Source organism: Streptomyces sp. NPDC007905 (assembly GCF_042959345.1).
GTDB lineage: Bacteria > Actinomycetota > Actinomycetes > Streptomycetales > Streptomycetaceae > Streptomyces.
Genome location: NZ_JBIBKS010000001.1, coordinates 624,344 through 640,612, shown reverse-complemented (window position 1 = coordinate 640,612; position 16,269 = coordinate 624,344). Strand labels below are relative to the sequence as shown.

At 70.9% G+C, this 16,269-nt stretch carries 13 protein-coding genes and 3 pseudogenes; 7 read left to right on the top strand and 9 right to left on the bottom strand.

Annotated elements, in window-relative coordinates:
- Nucleotides 1-269: 269 nt before the first annotated feature.
- The 4 genes and pseudogenes from ACFZDC_RS03140 to ACFZDC_RS03125 all read right to left on the bottom strand — a co-directional run.
- A pseudogene (locus ACFZDC_RS03140) lies at nucleotides 270-488 on the bottom strand (ATP/GTP-binding protein); the annotation flags it as partial.
- 273 nt (nucleotides 489-761) lie between these two features.
- A pseudogene (locus tag ACFZDC_RS03135) lies at nucleotides 762-1,184 on the bottom strand (RNA polymerase sigma factor); the annotation flags it as partial.
- A gap of 61 nt (nucleotides 1,185-1,245) precedes the next feature.
- Nucleotides 1,246-1,428, bottom strand: coding sequence for a hypothetical protein (locus ACFZDC_RS03130; RefSeq protein WP_391319727.1), 183 nt, complete (start codon nucleotides 1,426-1,428; stop codon nucleotides 1,246-1,248).
- A 554-nt stretch (nucleotides 1,429-1,982) separates the two neighbouring features.
- Nucleotides 1,983-3,407: an aldehyde dehydrogenase family protein gene (locus tag ACFZDC_RS03125; RefSeq protein WP_391319603.1), complete on the bottom strand. Its 1,425-nt coding sequence runs from the start codon at nucleotides 3,405-3,407 to the stop codon at nucleotides 1,983-1,985.
- Nucleotides 3,408-4,198: 791 nt separating this feature from the next.
- Between ACFZDC_RS03125 and ACFZDC_RS03120 the strand changes: the two genes are divergently transcribed.
- Nucleotides 4,199-4,579 carry a DUF2267 domain-containing protein gene (locus tag ACFZDC_RS03120; RefSeq protein WP_391319602.1) on the top strand — a complete coding sequence of 127 codons (381 nt, stop codon included), beginning with the start codon at nucleotides 4,199-4,201 and terminating at the stop codon, nucleotides 4,577-4,579.
- 150 nt (nucleotides 4,580-4,729) lie between these two features.
- Entirely contained in the window at nucleotides 4,730-5,878 is a 1,149-nt protein-coding gene (locus tag ACFZDC_RS03115) for a hypothetical protein (protein WP_391319601.1), read from the top strand.
- 23 nt (nucleotides 5,879-5,901) lie between these two features.
- Here ACFZDC_RS03115 and ACFZDC_RS03110 read toward each other — a convergent pair whose 3' ends face one another.
- On the bottom strand, nucleotides 5,902-6,801 hold the full coding sequence (locus ACFZDC_RS03110; protein WP_391319600.1) for a LysR substrate-binding domain-containing protein: 900 nt from the start codon (nucleotides 6,799-6,801) through the stop codon (nucleotides 5,902-5,904).
- A 260-nt stretch (nucleotides 6,802-7,061) separates the two neighbouring features.
- Here ACFZDC_RS03110 and ACFZDC_RS03105 point away from each other — a divergent pair, with 260 nt between their 5' ends.
- From ACFZDC_RS03105 to ACFZDC_RS03095, 3 genes are all read left to right on the top strand, one after another.
- On the top strand, nucleotides 7,062-8,255 hold the full coding sequence (locus ACFZDC_RS03105) for an MFS transporter (protein WP_391319599.1): 1,194 nt from the start codon (nucleotides 7,062-7,064) through the stop codon (nucleotides 8,253-8,255).
- A 102-nt stretch (nucleotides 8,256-8,357) separates the two neighbouring features.
- A complete protein-coding gene (locus tag ACFZDC_RS03100) occupies nucleotides 8,358-9,203 on the top strand; it encodes an aldo/keto reductase (protein ID WP_391319598.1) in 846 nt (281 codons plus the stop codon).
- 13 nt (nucleotides 9,204-9,216) lie between these two features.
- Complete coding sequence (locus ACFZDC_RS03095; protein ID WP_391319597.1) at nucleotides 9,217-9,828, top strand: NAD(P)H-dependent oxidoreductase; 612 nt, start codon at nucleotides 9,217-9,219, stop codon at nucleotides 9,826-9,828.
- A gap of 40 nt (nucleotides 9,829-9,868) precedes the next feature.
- Here ACFZDC_RS03095 and ACFZDC_RS03090 read toward each other — a convergent pair whose 3' ends face one another.
- The 4 genes and pseudogenes from ACFZDC_RS03090 to ACFZDC_RS03075 form a co-directional block, all read right to left on the bottom strand.
- The gene (locus ACFZDC_RS03090) at nucleotides 9,869-10,924 is read right to left on the bottom strand and encodes a TIGR03571 family LLM class oxidoreductase (protein ID WP_391319596.1); all 1,056 of its coding nucleotides are present in this window, start codon (nucleotides 10,922-10,924) and stop codon (nucleotides 9,869-9,871) included.
- A 128-nt stretch (nucleotides 10,925-11,052) separates the two neighbouring features.
- Complete coding sequence (locus ACFZDC_RS03085) at nucleotides 11,053-11,541, bottom strand: glycosyltransferase (protein WP_391319595.1); 489 nt, start codon at nucleotides 11,539-11,541, stop codon at nucleotides 11,053-11,055.
- A 553-nt stretch (nucleotides 11,542-12,094) separates the two neighbouring features.
- Nucleotides 12,095-12,688, bottom strand: a pseudogene (locus ACFZDC_RS03080) (glycogen debranching N-terminal domain-containing protein); the annotation flags it as partial.
- A gap of 8 nt (nucleotides 12,689-12,696) precedes the next feature.
- Nucleotides 12,697-13,074: a DUF2267 domain-containing protein gene (locus ACFZDC_RS03075; RefSeq protein WP_391319594.1), complete on the bottom strand. Its 378-nt coding sequence runs from the start codon at nucleotides 13,072-13,074 to the stop codon at nucleotides 12,697-12,699.
- Nucleotides 13,075-13,943: 869 nt separating this feature from the next.
- Between ACFZDC_RS03075 and ACFZDC_RS03070 the strand changes: the two genes are divergently transcribed.
- A complete protein-coding gene (locus ACFZDC_RS03070) occupies nucleotides 13,944-14,393 on the top strand; it encodes a DUF1931 family protein (protein WP_391319593.1) in 450 nt (149 codons plus the stop codon).
- Between the two features lie 892 nt (nucleotides 14,394-15,285).
- On the top strand, nucleotides 15,286-15,852 hold the full coding sequence (locus ACFZDC_RS03065) for a DJ-1/PfpI/YhbO family deglycase/protease (protein ID WP_391319592.1): 567 nt from the start codon (nucleotides 15,286-15,288) through the stop codon (nucleotides 15,850-15,852).
- The last annotated feature ends 417 nt before the right edge of the window (nucleotides 15,853-16,269 follow it).

Here is a 16,269-nt window from a genome sequence, read left to right as displayed (position 1 = left end):
GACCACGAAGCAATCGTGACGCACTGGTCCGCGCGGGGACGGCGACGAGCGCATGTGGCTGAGCACCAGGCGCCGGCGGTCGACCGAGCTTCGAAGGCGCTGCGTCGGCTGGCACCGCCGCGGCATCCGGCCGGTGCACCGGACCTGACGTGCGGCCCGGCACAACACCAGGGAGTGCCGGAGCGGCCCGGACACCGCTCCGCCCTCCGGTAACCACCGGAAGATCACGCCCTGGTTCAACTCCAGCCGTCCGCTGCCGGAGTAGTCCGTCACCGCCTCGCCCGCGCGCTGTGGCGGTCCTTCGCGTTCCAGCACGCCTTGTGCCAGTGCCGCCGATCGTCCCCAGCGTTGTGCGTGAGCGTTGCCACCACATGCGGGACGCCGGAGGGGATCACCTGGTCGCAGCCGGGGCAGCGGTACGTCTTGCCCTCGGCGCCCGCCACATGCCGCACGGTCCAGTCCTCGCCGTGCCAGACCACCGACGACTCCTCGGCGGCCCGCCTGTCGCGGAGCCGACTCATCATCGCCAAGAACCGTGGGTACAGCGACGTAGAGGCCAACCACGTCAGCGGTACGCCAACCATGACCGCCACAACGGTCTCCGGCCACCCCCAGCGAGCCACCCAATTTTCCATCCGCGCCGCCAGATCACCGCCCGCGGCGGGGTCGATGGGCAGTGTGCCGGTCCGCACCCACGCCGCGGTAAAGACGGCGAGCACCACCCCCAGAAGAGCCCCGAGAGTCACCCGCAGTGCGACGACCGCGCGGGAGACGTGGGTGGCGACGGTCCCCGGCGCCGCCCCCATCACCTTGGCCGTCTCCGCCTGGGTCAGGCCCAGCGCCTTGTTGCACCACACCGACTTGCGTTGCTGGGGCGGCAGGGCGGTGAGCGCCGCGTCGAGGTCCAGGCGCAGGTCGGCCGCAGCGCATGGGTCGGCGACGCCAGCGGCCGTCTCCAGCTGCACGTCCGCGTCCAGAGATGCGTACCCCTGGCCGCCGCGGTAGCGCCGCGCCGCGTGCCAGACCTCGTTCTTGACGGCCCTGAAGACGTACGGGCGCAGCCGCTCGATCGGTTCCGGGCAGGCCAGCACGCTCGTGAGGGCGTTGTGCACGACGTCTTCGGGATCCGCCCACGACGGCGGAACCCCTAAGTTACGCAGCCGCTTGCGGGCGCAGCCGACCATCTGCCCGTGCCGTTCGGCGACCAGGGCCGCGAGCACCTCGGCACGCTGGGCCCTTTGCTGTTCATCCATGCCGCCCCCGCTTCCCCTTGCGCCCGCGGCGCGTGCGGACGCCCGGCTCTCGCCCTGCGCGCACGAGTTCGGCCTTCCCCGCGGCTCGGATGCGGAACGCGATGCTGTTGAGCACGCTGTTCAGCCCCGGCGCGAACAACAGCACCAGGTACACGGCGACGCCCGCGCTGGTCATCCCCACCAAAAACACCCCCAGTCTGCGGCCTCGAGCGCCTCACCGTGAAGCAGCGGCCGTACACACCCCCACAGCCGCCCGGCCCCCGGATTCTTGACATGACGGCCAAGATTTTTTGGCGGTGGGACGGAGGGCTCCGAGGAGCGGCCTGCTCAGGACGGACCGGACGGCGATTCGCTGACCGGCGCCGAGCCCGAGCTCGCCGACGACCACCGCGCCCGGGCGCAGGAGGACCGCGCCGATGCGGCCGCCGACCGCGAGTACGCCGGCCTCATGCCCGTACGGCTGCTGCAGCGCGACGTCTGAACCCAGGCCCGGGGGTGCGCATCACTCGGGCGGCGGGCGAGGAACTCTCTCGGCAAGTAGGACGGGCTGTCCTGTGTGGTCGTTGTGCCAGATAGCGGCGGTTATCGCGAGGATGCGTCACGCGGGCGACGACACGGCCGGGCCCGCGCCCTCGGTGCTGTTCGAGATCGAGCTGTCCCTTCCTCGGCAAGGAGCGCTTCAGCCTCTGACGGTCGGCATCCGCCGAGCGCGGTCGACCGGCTCGTAGGTCAGCCCAGCACCTCTTCGATCGGGGCGTCGGCGTCCACGTAGCGCACGAGCTTGCGGTTCGCGAATTCCAGGATGCCCACGTCGCCGAGTTCGCGCCCGTAGCCGGAGCGCTTGATGCCGCCGAAGGGCAGCTCCGGTCGGGACGCGGTCGGGTGGTTGATCCACACCATGCCCGCCTCCAGCCGGTCCGCGACACCGCGAGCACGTTCCGGGTCGGCGGCGAAGACCGCGCCTCCCAGGCCGTAGGGGGAGGTGTTGGCCAATGCCACGGCCTCGTCCTCGTCGGCGACCCGGTAGACCGTGGCGACGGGGCCGAAGAGTTCTTCCCGGTAGGCCCGCATGTCCGGTGTGACGTCGGTGAGGACGGTCGGTTCGACGAAGGCGCCCGGCAGGTCGGGCCGCCCGCCGCCCAGCACCACCGTGGCTCCCTTGTCCACCGCGTCACGGACCTGCTCCATCAGGAGTTCGGCCGCGGCCTCGGAGGACAGCGGACCGAGCGTGGTGGCGGGGTCGGCCGGATCTCCCGGTCGCACCTCGCTCATCCGGTCACGCAGCCCGGCGAGGAAGGCGTCGTAGACGTCGGCAAGGGCGATGAAGCGCTTGGCCGCCACGCAGCACTGCCCGGTGTTGCCCATCCGGCCGAGGAACGCGGCGTACACGGTGCGCTCGAGGTTGTGACCGTCCAGCACGACGAAGGGATCACTGCCGCCCAGCTCGAGAACGGACTTCTTGACATTGCGGCCGGCGATCTCGCCCAGGCTCATGCCCGCCCGCTCGCTTCCGGTCAGTGACGCTCCCTGCACACGAGAGTCGTCGATGATCTTCCCGGCGTCCTTTCCCCGCACGAAGAGGTTGGTATAGACCCCGGTCGGCACACCCGCATCCGTGAAGAGCTGCTCGAGTGCCAGTGCGGACTGGGGGCAACTGCTCGCGTGCTTGAGCAGGATCGTGTTGCCGAGGACGAGGTTCGGACCCGCGAATCGGACCACCTGGTACAGCGGGAAGTTCCAGGGCATCACACCGAGCAGGACGCCGAGGGGCTCGTTCACCAGCAGGGCCGTGCCCTCGGGCACCGGCAGGGGTTGCTCTTCCAGCAGCTCGGGGCCGTGCTCGCCGTAATAGGTGAGGATGTCGGAGGCGAGGTCGACCTCCGCACGGCTCGAGTTGATCAGCTTGCCGACCTCAAGGGTCAGCAGCCGCGCCAGTTCCTCCTTGCGCTCCCTCATGAGTCGGCCGGCGCGTTGCACGAGGGCCCCACGGTCGGCCGTTGACCGGGCACGCCAGTCCGGAAAGCTACGGTGCGCCGCGTCGATCGCGCGCCCTACGTCCTCCGCGCTCAGGGCCGGGAACTCCCGAACCCTTTCACCGGTGTACGGATTGACCGTGGCGATGGGGCTTCCCTGGGCAGTGACATTGGCGTCCATGGCGGCGCCTCCCTTGGGGCGGGGCACCTCGGGTTTCCCCGCCCGGACCTGCTCACACCTGCTGATGTCTCTGCGGTGGCTCGGCCTGCCGTGGACCCCTGACGAGCGGCGACAGCGGTTGCCCGCCTGCGGGCAAGGGCCGGGTGCCCTGCTCAGTGGCCGGGTGGGGCGGGTCGGTCCCCAGAGGCCCGGTCCGGCCCAAAAGGCGCGAGCACGGGATACGGCGGCAGCGGACCGTTCGCCCAGAACACCGTGGGCGGCTCGGTGGCTGGGCGGACGGTGTCCGCATTGCCGGACGGCTACCGTGCCCTCCCCGTCTGCGGATGTCGGAGGACCGGGGCGCTGTCGGGTGCCCGGTCCGGCCACTGCCTTTCTTTTCACCGGCCGATCCGATGCAGGCCATGATCGGCTTCACCTCCGAGGCCGACGGCTCCGTTCCCACCTGCGGCATCTCTTTCCGTAGCTGCCCAAGCAGTCCGGCTACGACAAGCGGCCGTGCAAGCCCGCCGACCTGCTCCGGCGAGTCACCCGGTTGGCCAACGACCACACAGGACAGCCCGTCCTGCGCTCACTGACCGCCTTATGACCACTGACCCCTTGGAATAGATCATGTAGACGCGCTGCTCGCGCCCTGCCCGGCGAGGCCCTGCACACCACGGTGCACGGAGGCGTCAAGCTGTGGGTGGTCGTGGTCACCGCCGTCCGTGCACGGGCGCGGGCCGGGTCGGCGTGGCAGGCTTGCAGGGGGGTGGCGCCGTTCGTCGCAACACAGCAGCGAAGGGGTACGACGCATGGATGGGAACGAATTCGTCCGTACCATCGCCGAACGCACCGGACTGGGCCGGCAGGAGGCGGCGGACCTGACCTGGGCCACGCTCGAGACGCTGGCCCACCGGCTGAGCCCGGGGGAGGCCAGAGACCTGATCACCGAGCTCCCCGAGGGCCTCGCGGAGGCGGTGCGCCGGGGAACCACGGACCGCATCGAGCGCTTCGGGCACTACGACAGCGTGCGGCGCGTGGCCGAACGCACCATGCTCAAGGAGGAGGAAGCCGACCGGGGTGTGCGGACCGTACTGGCCGTGCTCCGGGAGGCGATCAGCGAGAAGGAGTTCAACGACCTGATGTCGCAGCTCGGAACGGACTTCTCCCAGGCCCTCGAATCCGCCGGGTGACCCCGGATCCGTCGACACGCCGACCGCGCCACGGCGGCAGCGGCCCGGACGCTGCGCGTGCGCCGGGGACGGACGGCACGGTGGGTGACACCCGCGGACCGCGGGTCCCTCGCGGCCGCCGTGGCGTGAGGCGCACCCGAAGGTGTGGTCATGACGGCTGACGTGCCCGAGACGTCCTCCGGCAGAACCGTGCGCGTCGTGCTGGTGGCCGACCCCGGCCTGCCGTCGGAGATCGCCCGGGCTCTCGCCCCCCGGTTGCCCGACCATCTTCGCCGGGCAGTCCGTGCTCGGGTCGGATGGCAGGTCGACACGATGACCGCCCCGCTCAGCGCGAGCGAGCAGGCCGATGTCTCCGACGTCGCCGAGGCCGTCAGAAGCCACCTGGACGGTGCCGAATGGGACGTGGCGATCTTTCTCACCGACCTTCCGCGGCGGGCCCGGCTCTACCCGATCAGCGTCGAGGTCGACACCGCGCTCCGGGCCGCGCTCATCTCCCTTCCCGCCCTTGGGGTCCGCCGCCTTCGGCGCCGGGTGCGGCAGGCCGTCGTGGATGTTGTCCGAGAGCTGGTCGCGCACGAGGAGACGCCCAGGCACCCGGAGGTGATCGGCCGCCCGCCGCGCGAACCGGTACCGGACACCCGTCCCGGCTCCGAGCAGCCCCAGCGTTACGTCGTGCCCGGCCTGCGCGGCCATATCCGACTCGTCGCCGGCATGGTGTACGCCAACCGCCCCTGGCGGCTGTTCGGCTCCCTCTCCCGGGCCCTGGCGGGCGTGTTCGCCACGGCTACGGTCCTGTTCATCAACACCGCCGCCTGGAACCTCGCCACCGAACTCGGCGCCGTGCAGCATGCCGTCATCACCACTGTGTCCGCCGTCGCGCTCACCCTGTGGATCATCGTCGACCACCACCTCTGGGAGCGCGGCGCCCACCTCCCGGCACGACACCACCCCCTGTACCCCTACAACCTGGTCACCCTGGTCACCATCGCGCTCGCGGTGGTGGTGCTGGGCACGGCCCTGTTCGCGACTCTGGTCGCCGTCTCCTTCCTGCTGCTGGACGCGTCCGTCCTGGGCAAGTTCATCGGACGGCAGGTCGGCGTCGGCGACTACCTCTTCCTGGCTTGGTTCATCACCGCCATCGCGATGATCGGCGGGGCCTTCGGCACCGGCCTCGAAGGGGACGAGGAGGTGTCCGAGGCCACCTATGGACGACGGCAGCGTGAGCGTCAGCGGATGCTGCGGCAGATGTCGCGGCAGGAGCGAGGCGGACGCAGGGGGCCGCACACCACCGACGAATGACGCCGGGGCCCGCGGGCCGGGCGTCACAGGGCGATGACGTGGAGGTCGACCAGGTCGAGCAGCGCCCGCAGGGCCGAGCTGGGCCGCCGGGTCGACGACGTGCCGAGATGCATGCTCCAGCGGAGCATGGTGCCGTGGACGTCCAGGACGTCCAGGACGTGCAGGCCGGGGGTGCGGGCAACGGCGAACGCGGGCAGGAAGGCGATGCCCAGACCGTGCCGGACCAGTGCCGCCCCCATGTCGATGTCGGGCACTTCCAGTGCCACCCGGCGTACGACGCCCGCCGCCGCGAACGCCCGGTCGACCACCTCGCGGTTGCCGTAGCCCGGCGGGAAGTCCACGAAGGGCTCCCCCGCGAGGTCCGCAAGTGCTACCTCCCCCCGCTGCGCGAGCGGGTGGGCGACGCTCACCACCAGGACGAGTGGCACGGTGGCCAGCTCCCGTGCGTCGATCCCGGCGGGCTTGTGCTCGGGCAGTGACAGGAAGGCCACGTCCAGATCCCCGCGGAGCAGCGCGTGCGCCAGTCCCGCCGAGCCGGTCGTCGCCAGCCGCAGCCGGACGTCGATCGCTGGATGCCGCGCGTGCAGCTGCCCGAGGAGCGCCGGCAGGTCCACCACCTCGACCGAGGCCATGGCGCCGACGTTCACCGTGCCGCGCAGCGTGTCCTGTGCGGCGCGCACGGCGTCCTGGGCCGCCTGGGCGGCGTGCAGGGTGGCCCGAGCCTCCGGCAGCAGCGCCGCGCCCGCCCCGGTGAGCCGGACCTGCTGCGACGTGCGCTCGAACAGCGCGCAGCCGAGCTCGCGCTCCAAGGAGCGGATCGCGGCGGACACCCCGGACTGCACCACGTGCAGCCGGCGGGCGGCACGCGTGAAACTCAGCTCCTCGGCGACTGCGATGAAGTGCTCCAGCTGACGTAGCTCCACACGAGAAGTATCACTCGCATTGCTCGAGCCCAGCAAAAACATTCGTTGGCACTGATCCTGGCTGGTGAGGAGAATGGAAAGCGCCATCCACTTCCGCCCGAGGAGGGGTACCCCTGCCTGCCGTTCCGACGCCGCTGAGCCGTCCCACAGCCGACGCTCCCGGCGACCCGACCCACCGGATCCCAGCACCGGCTCCCGCCGACCTGCCGCCCCGCGCCCCCGCCCGACGCCATGTCCCGCACGCGACCGGCTTTTGGTTCGTGGCGGTGGCCTTCACCGTGCTGATGGCCTTCGGCACCGCGCCGACCCCGCTGTGGCCACTGTACGAGGCCCGGGACCACTTCGGCGCGACCACGGTCACGGTGGCGTACGCCTCGATGGTCGTGGGCGCAGCGGTCGCCTTCCTCGGACTGGGACACCTGTCGGACCGGCTCGGCCGACGGCGCATCATCGTCCCGGCGCTGCTGGTCGGCATCGTCGCGTCGGTCGTACTGATCGTGTGGCGGGACCTGCCGGGGCTGATCGCGGGCAGGATCCTGAACGGTGTCGGACTGGGGCTGATGGCTTCGACCGCGACGACGTACCTGCACGACCTCCACCACGAGGCTCGTCCGGAACGGACGGGTTCGGTGCTGCCCGGCATCGTGGCCACCGCCGCCAACCTCGGCGGCCTGGCCTCAGGGCCCCTGGTCGCCGGAGCCGCCGCCGAGTGGCTTCCCGCGCCCCTGATCACCACCCAGGCGATCTTCACGCTCGCCATGGCAGTGTGCCTGGCGCTGGTGGTGTGCACCCCGGAGACCGTGGACCTGGAGCTGCCCGCGGCCCAACCGCCCAGCAGGTTCGTCCTGCGCCCCGGCGGCCGGCGGACGTTCGGCGCGGCCGGCGCGCTGGGCGCCTTCGCCTTCGCGATCCTCGGCCTGATCTCCTCCCTCGGGGCGAGCGTGCTCCACGGCACCCTGCACACCGACTCGCACCTCGTGGCCGGCCTGGCGGCCTTCCTCATGTTCGGTTCCGCGGCGGCCGCCCAGCTGGTGCTGGGACGCCTCCCACTGCCCCGGGTCCTGACCGTGGGGGCAGTGGTCTTCCCGGTCGGCCTGATCCTGTGCGCCGTCGCCCTCTACCACCCGGCGCTCTGGCTCTACCTGGTCGCCGTGTCCCTGTCGGGAGCCGGCTCCGGGCTGCTGTTCAAGGGAGGCGTCGAACGTGCCGTTTCCGTGGCCGAGCCCGCCTCACGCGCGGGGGTCCTCGCCGTGTTCTTCGTCGTCGCGTACCTCGGAATGGGCCTGCCCTCCGTCCTGTTCAGCATCGCCCTGCGGCACTTCGCCGTGCAGACCGCGGTGATCGGCTTCGCGGCGGTCCTCTCCTGCGGCGCCGTCGTGTCGGTCGGCGTCGCCTTGCGCGACCGCGCACCCGGTCCCGGCGCGCTCTCGGCGCAGTCCGCTCGCCCCTCCTGACCTCCCTGCGGCGCATGCGACACCGGTTGTCTGGGAGGCGCGGACCTGGGCACTCGGTGCGGGTGCGCGCGACACGGATCCGCGGCGGACGGGAGGCACGAGATGTCTGCGGAATCGGCCAGAACGATCGCACTCCCCTCCGGTGAGGAGATCGCGGCGCTCGGGCAGGGCACCTGGTACCTGGGCGACGACCCGGCCCGGCGTGAACAGGAGATCGCGGCGCTGCGGCTGGGTGTGGACCTGGGCATGACCGTCGTCGACACGGCGGAGATGTACGGCGACGGCGCAGCCGAGGAGCTCGTCGGGGAGGCCCTCCGGGGACGCCGGGAGGAGGTCTTCCTCGTCAGCAAGGTGCTGCCCGGCCACGCCGACCGGAAAGGCACCGTCGCGGCCTGCGAGGGCAGCCTGCGGCGGCTCCGTGCGGAACGACTGGACCTCTATCTGCTGCACTGGCGGGGACGGTGGCCACTCGAGGAGACCCTTGCGGGATTCACCGATCTGATGGAGGCCGGGAAGATCCGTTACTGGGGCGTGAGCAATCTGGACGTCGCCGACATGGTCGAGCTGACCACCCTCCCCGGTGGCGACGCCGTGGCCGTCGACCAGGTGCTGTACAACGTCTCCCGGCGCGGCATCGAGTGGGATCTGCTCCCCTGGTGCCGCGAGGCCGGGGTGACGGTCATGGCCTACTCGCCGATCGAGCAGGGGCGGCTGCTGAAGGTCGAGGCTCTGGGTGCCGTGGCCCGGGCCCTCGGAGCCACGCCGGCCCAGGTGGCACTCGCCTGGGTACTGGAACAGGGGGTGGCCGCGATCCCGCGTTCCGGATCACCCGACCACGTTCGGGAGAACCGCGGTGCGGCGGACCTCCACCTTCCCACCGAGGCGTTCGACGCCCTCGACGGGGCGTTCCCGCCGCCCAGCGGGCCCACGCCCCTGGAGATGCTCTGAAGGAGTTGACAGGATGACGCGCCCCCCGCTCGTCGTCGGAATGGGGGGTTCGCTGCGCACCCCGTCGACCAGCCTCACCGCATTGTGTGTGGCGGTCGAGGGGGCGGCCGAGGCGGGCGCCGACACCCAGGTGATCGACCTCAAGCGGCTGGGTCTTCCGTTCTACACGTCCGAGCACGCGATCCCTCCGTCCGCCCGCCGGCTTGCGGACACCGTTCAGGCCGCCGACGCGCTGCTGTGGAGCAGCCCGACGTACCACGGGTCGGTCAGCGGCGCGTTCAAGAACGCGGTGGACTGGCTCGCCCTCCTGGCCGACCACGACCCGCCCTACCTGAGCAACAAACCGGTGGGAATGCTGACGACCGCCGGTGGAGTGCAGGGCCTGCAGGCGATCAACGTGATGGAGTTCATCGTCCGGTCGCTGCGTGGCTGGGCGGTTCCGCTGGTGTTCGCGGTCCCGCGGTCCTCCCGGGTCTTCGACGGCGACGGACGCCTCACCGACCAGGCGGTCGCGGACCAATTGCGCGGCCTCGGCGCGGAGGTGACCAGGGCGGCCCTGCAGTTCCGGGCGGAGGGCACGTGCGACTACGCGCAGGAGCAGCCGTCCGGGGCAGTCCCGGACTGAGCCCGGCCCCGCCGGCAGGGGCGCCGGGTGGCGTCCTTCCTCAGGGCCCGGTCCGCCCCACGGGCCGCCGGTGCTCGCCGCGCGCCCCGGAGCGCCCGGGCGGGAAGTGCGGCAGCACATGCTCGGCCAGTTCGTCGATCACTTCGGCGACCGGGCGGCGGCTGTGCTTGAAGTTGATCATCAGCTGGTCGATGCCGATGTCCTGCCAGGCCCGCATCATCGCCAGGAACGACACCCGGCCCACCGAGAAGCCCTGGTGGATGCGCCGGGGCAGGGCCAGCGGGTCCTCGGTCAGGTCCAGATAGGTGGCCTGGGCGTACGGCTTGAACCCACCGCCGTCGCCCTGGGTCAGCTCCCGCCACCGCTCGATGTTCTCGGCCTGCTGCTGGAGCGGCGGGGTGTAGTACAGCCAGCCGTCCGTGTTGTCGGCGATCCACCGGACGTCCTGCCTGCCGCGTCCCGTCATCAGTACGGGGATCCGCCGGTACACCGGCTTGGGCAGCAGATCGGTGCCGCGCATCCGGCCGAGCGGCGACTCCACGTGCGGGAAACGGTGCTCGAGGACGACACGGAAGTACTCCAGCGACTGCCGGAACCTCTCGGCCCGGCCGCCCAGGTCCTGACCGAAGGCCGGGAACTCCACGGGCCGGTCACCGGTGGCCACCCCGAGCAGAAGCCGTCCGCCTGACAGCTGGTCCACCGAGGCAGCCGCCTTGGCGGTGTGCAGTGGATGCCGCAGCGGCATGACGATGCTGGCGGTCCCCAGTGTGATCGAGGTGGTGCGGGCGGTGAGCTGCCCCAGGTACACCCACGGGTCGAAGACCTGCCCGGCGTCCCCGAAGCTCGGGTCCAGCAGCGGTACGTCACGGACCCACACCGAGGCGAAGCCGGCCCGCTCGGCCTGCTGGATCCGCTCGATGTGCCCGGCCAGGGACGGCACGGGCCCGTCGAAGCCCTCCAGGGGCGTAATGGCGCCCACGGTCATTCTGCCGCCGGGATACGCCCTGGCCATGGCCGCGTGCTCGGAGAACGGCCGCTGCGCCCCGCCTTCGACGTCCACGGGTGCGCCGGCTGAGGGAACTGTCGGTTGTGTCATGCGATCCTCCGGTGATTCATGCCGTGTCCGGGTCCACATCCATGCGCTGCGCCGCGCGGGGCCCGTCGTTCCAGGGGCCCGGGACGCCCGCCGAAGCGGCGGGTGCCCTGCACGGCGTCGCCGGAAGATCACCAGGTCAGTGGCGGTGGCCGGCGCCCTGAGGCGGCCGTCGCCGGTTGGGTCCGGTCGCAGGCCAGCAGGTGGTAGAGCGTCTGGTATGCGCAGGCCATGTTCAGGGTGTCGAACCGGTGGCGTACTCGTTCCCGGCAGGCCTGCGGAGAGAGACGGTCGACGGAGCGAAGCGCGGCGGGCAGTTGTTCGGGCCGGTCGCAGATGAAGCCGGTGACGCCGTCATCGACGATTTCCGGTACTGAGCCGCGGCGCAGGGCGACGACTGGTGTGCCGCAGGCCATGGCCTCCACCATGACCATGCCGAAGGGCTCCTCCCAGCAGATGGGGAAGACAAGGCACCGGGCGTGGGCGAGCAGGTCGAGTTTGGTGGCGTGATCGGCTTCGCCGATCCATCGGGCGTCCTCGTCCAGCCGGGGCCGGACCTCTGCGTCGACATAGGGGCGCTCCGCCGGGTCGTTGCACGCGCCGGCGATGACGATCGGCATGTCCGCCCGGCGGGCTGCGTAATTGGCAGGTGGACTCCCTTGTCCGCGGCGAGTCGGCCGAGGAAGACGGCGTGGCGGCCCTTGTGGACGCGGTACGGGTAGTCGGCGGTACGTACCGCGTTGTATACCTGACCGGACCACGGGATGGGATGCGCCCGGGCTGTTCCTCGGTGTCCGGGTCCACCTTGCGGCCCTGGTCGCGGGCCAGGTTCTGCAGGGTGCCCAGTGCCAGGGTCTGGTCCAGCGGCAGTGCCATGTACGAGGACAGCAGCGAGTCGCGGCCGAACAGGGCCATGAACCAGGGGGCACCTGCGGCGACCGCCGTGTGCTCGGGGTGCCGCGGGTCGAAGATGCGCAGCGCGCCCAGGTCCTCCAGGCTCCGCCGCAGCGTCCTGTGCAGTTCCGGGTCCTCGATGTCGGTGATGCGCGGGGCGCTCTCGCGCCAGGCGCGCAGGCGGAGCGCCGGCGCGGACTCGCCGGGCTCCGTGCCCGGGCGGAAGACGGTGCCGGCCTCCTCGCCCTCGACGCTGGGGCGGACCAGGACGGTGGTGTGCCATTCGCCGCGTGCCGGCAGCTCGGCCAGGAAATCCAGCCCGTCCGGCCGCGCGGTGGCATCACTGCTCTCCACCCGCACTCCGCGCAGGGACTCACCCGAGTGCAACACGAGTTCCAGGGCCTCGCCGGTGGGCGTGGCCGTCACCTCGCCCACCAGGCGTACGCGGCTCTCCTTGACCGCGAACACATCGGCGAAGTCGGCGCCCACACGCAGTGAGACCGGCACCGTCATCGGACGCGTACTGAGGTTGCGCAACCGCAGATCCTCGCGCATCCCCTCGCCGACGTAGCGTCGACGTTCCAGCAGGAGTTCGCTCTGCGCGCCGTGCGGCGGGACGCGGGAGACGAACGTGGTGCTGTAGGGGTCCTGGGAAAGCACGGTGAGGTGGTGCGGCCAGTGGCCGTCCACCCGGACCTGCCAGTCGGAGATGACCCGCACGTCGCGGAAGAACAGTCCCTGCGGCGCCTCTGCCTCCATGTCGCCCGAGGTGCCCGAGACGCAGAACGTCGGCCCCTCGACCAGCGTGACGGTGGCCGCCGTGAGTACGGCCGGTTCCGACTCCTCGATGATGGCGCCGACCTCGTCGGTCATGGCCCCTCCTAGCCCGGGGCGCCGACGAGAGCCTCGAAGTCCCGGGGCAGCTGGGACATCACGTGGCGGAACTCTCCGTCACTGACCGCGTCCTTCAGGGTGCTCAGCTCGGCCCGTACGCCCTTTCGGGCCTCGTCCGGGCTCACCCCTGCTCGCCTGCTCACCCGATTGATGAACTCGTCGAGTCCGAAGGGCTCGGCCTCCGGAGTGGGAGAGACCAGCGGTTCCTTCAGCGGCTTGAGCAGTTCGGACGCGAGGTCCTCCGCCTCACCCCTGGTGAGGCGCTCGGCCAGGGTTTCCAGGGTGGCGCGGGTGAGGGGCTCCGCCTTCTCCGGGGGGACAGGGGCACGCCGGGTGATGGTGTCGAGGAAGGTGTTGTAGTCCATGAGCCGTCCTCTTTCTGAAGCTGTGCGGCTCCCTGGCGGGGACCTGAGGCAGCCACCGAAGGGTGCGTCGTGCGGGTGGGAGTGACGGGCTGACGCGCGTCATGGTGCACGCGCATCAGCAGAGGCCGAGCGATATCTGACCTTCCTATGCTCTGGATGTGGGCCACACCCTGCCTGCTCCCGGCGGGAGGAAAAGCGGTGGGCTCGATAGACCTCCGAGCACGAGTGCAGACGGCCTCCGCACGGCACGGGGACACCGGCGCCGGTCCGCCGGACGTGCGTCAGGGGGCCGTGCCTGTGGGCGCGGTCGGCTTTCCCGCCGCCGCGTTCCGGTCGGCCCTTTCGGCCCTTTCGGCCCGTTCGGCGTCGAGAGCGACAGAGGCGTTCGCTGCGGGCGAGCTGTCGGGCGATGTCCGTCAGCCACACTTCCAGATCTGTTGGCAGGTGGGGCAGCCCAGTCGCCGGTGTCTCATGAGACACCTCGCGATCCGGAGAAGGACGGCTACCGCTGCCTGCTCTTCGGCCCGCCCCCTGCGCCAGGTGCCCGGTCTCGTTCCGATCTCGGCGGGGTGCCCTGGTTCAGTCCCGCTACCCCGAGCTGGTCGTTCGTCCGGTCAGCCATTCTCGTTCGAGGCGTTGCAACGCCGTGCAGCCTCCTGCGGACGGACGGCCGTACGGCCGTCCGTCCGGCCGAGGGATGCCTGCGCACTTCATGCTGCTCTGCCAGGGGAAGAGCGGGTGCCCTTTTTCGGCCTGGGGTGAGGAGGCGCTCAGCAGGGGGGCTCTGCCAATCTCGCCCGGTAACAGCCGATGGCGGCGCGGGTGGGAGCGAACGACGCCGTCCGGGTCCCGGTGAGGAGGCGAGAGGCATGACCGTGATGGGTGTGCCGAAGTTCGAGAGGTTCTTCCGCGCCGCCGCAGGCCTCGACGTGGACAAGAACGACCTGAAGCGGTACAGCGACTTCGTCGACGCCAAGCTCTACGACCTCCTGGTCGTCGGCCAGGCGTCGGCCAAGGCCAACGGCCGGGATACCGTCGAACCGTCCGACCTACCGATCACCAAGGGCCTCCAGGAGAGCATCCACCGGTTCCGGCGGCTCGACGAGGAGGTCGAGCTGAAGCCGATCCTGGAACAGCTCGCCGCGCACCCTCCGCTCGACAGGACCCCCACCCAGGAGACCGAAGAGCGCTACCCCGAGATCATCGGCGGTCTCAGCGTCGCGCTCGCCGAGACGTTCAAAACCATGTATCCGGATCTCAAGAACCCGCAGACCAGCCACTGGGAGGGCGTGACCGCGGTGTTCGACCGGCTGCTGTAGCAGTCGCGCCCCGGTGCAGGTCGCCGGACTGAACCGACATGCCGGACGGGGGCCGGAAGACGTAACGGCGTGTGACTCGGAAGGTCGTTTCGAGGGTCCGTCTCGTCTCGCGATGCTCTGACACGCCGAGGGAAGTCTCATGAAAGCTGTCGTCTACGGGGGATCGCGCGCCGTGAGCGTGAAAGATGTCCCCGATGCGTGTCGAAAGGCCAAGAAGGGCCCCACCGCGTGCCGTCCGACCAGTCCCGACACATCCGAGGATGACCGGGGCCGCCGCCTTTGGATTCGCCGACGTGGGCCCCTACAACGGGCGGGCGGGCCGCACTGCTGCGCGTTACCTACGGCGACCACGACTGCCTGGTGCTGCCGGAAGGGGCCAGGGAGCGGCGGACCGACTACGTGATGCTCTCCGACATCTTCCCCACCGGCCGGCACGCCACCGAGCTCGCCTGCGTTCGACCCGGCGATGCCGTGATGATCTACGGAGCCGGCCCGGTGGGCTGCATGGCCGCGCTGTCGGCGAGGTTCGAGAGCGCCGAGAAGGTCTTGGTCGTCGACCGCCACCTGGGCCGCCTCTCCCTCGTCGAACAGGCCGCCTCTCCCTCGTCGAACAGGTCGGCGCGATCCCGATCGACGACTCCAAGGCCAATCCCCTCGACCGCCGAACGAGCACATTCAACGGCCTCGGGGCCGACCGCGGCTGCGAGTGCGTGGGCCACCAGGCGCACGATCCGAAAGGTAAAGCTTTCACTGATCCCGCGCAGACATGCGCTCGGGGCACCTTCGGCCGGGCCTTGCCGTCCCCGGTCCGGAAAAGGGATCCGGACGGGCCCTGCCGGCTGTCCCTGTCGCTCGCGTCCTACAACCGGCGACTCGTGAAGGGAGCCATACCATGACACAGGAACTCCGGGGGATGCGGGTGGGGATTCTGGCCACCGACGGCGTCGAGCGCGTGGAACTCGACCAGCCGCGCGGTGCGCTGCAGGGCGCAGGGGCAAAGACCGAGATCATCTCGCTCCACCCCGGCGAGATCCAGGCCCGTCAGTTCGACCTCAACGCGGCCGGAACCTTCCCCGTGGACCGCCTGGTCGCCGACGCCTCCGTCGACGACTACCACGCCCTGCTCCTGCCCGGCGGCACCATGAACCCTGACCAGCTGCGCATGGACCGCGACGCGGTGCAGTTCGTCAAGGACTTCATGGCCAGCGGGAAACCGGTCGCATCGATCTGCCACGGCCCGTGGACCCTGGCGGAAGCCGACGCCGTGCGCGGCCGCCGCCTGACGTCCTGGCCCAGCATCCGCACCGACCTGCGCAACGCCGGCGCGGAGGTCGTCGCCGACCAGGAGGTGGTCGTCGACGGGCAGCTGGTCACCAGCCGCGGCCCGGCCGACCTGCCCGCCTTCTGCGCCGCCGTCGTGGAGCAGTTCGCCGGGGCGCACCACCCCATGCCCGGCTGACCCGGCGGCCTGGTCGCAGGCGGTGGGAACAGGCGGTGCACGGTGGAGGTGGGCCCGCTGACCACCCCACGGGCCGGTCAGCCGGGGCGGTCGCCTCCGTACGGCTGCCGGTCCGTAGCGTCGCACAGCCGCGTCGAATGCCGGCACGGCCAAGTGGTGATCGTCATCACCACAATGAGGCCATCGGGATGACTGGCTCGATGCCGTGGGGATTCCACTCCCCGGCGGCGGTCACGATCAGCACCCCGCCGGACGCCGCACCCCGCCGGCGCCGAACGGCGGACGCCCCGTCCGTGATCTTTAATGATGGTGGGAGCTACCCCCGCGCATGCGGCGAGGACGATCTTCACCGTGTTGCCCCCTGGACGTGCAGGGAGCTGCCCACGCCCCGCGGGGACAGCTCGATTGCGTGGGCCA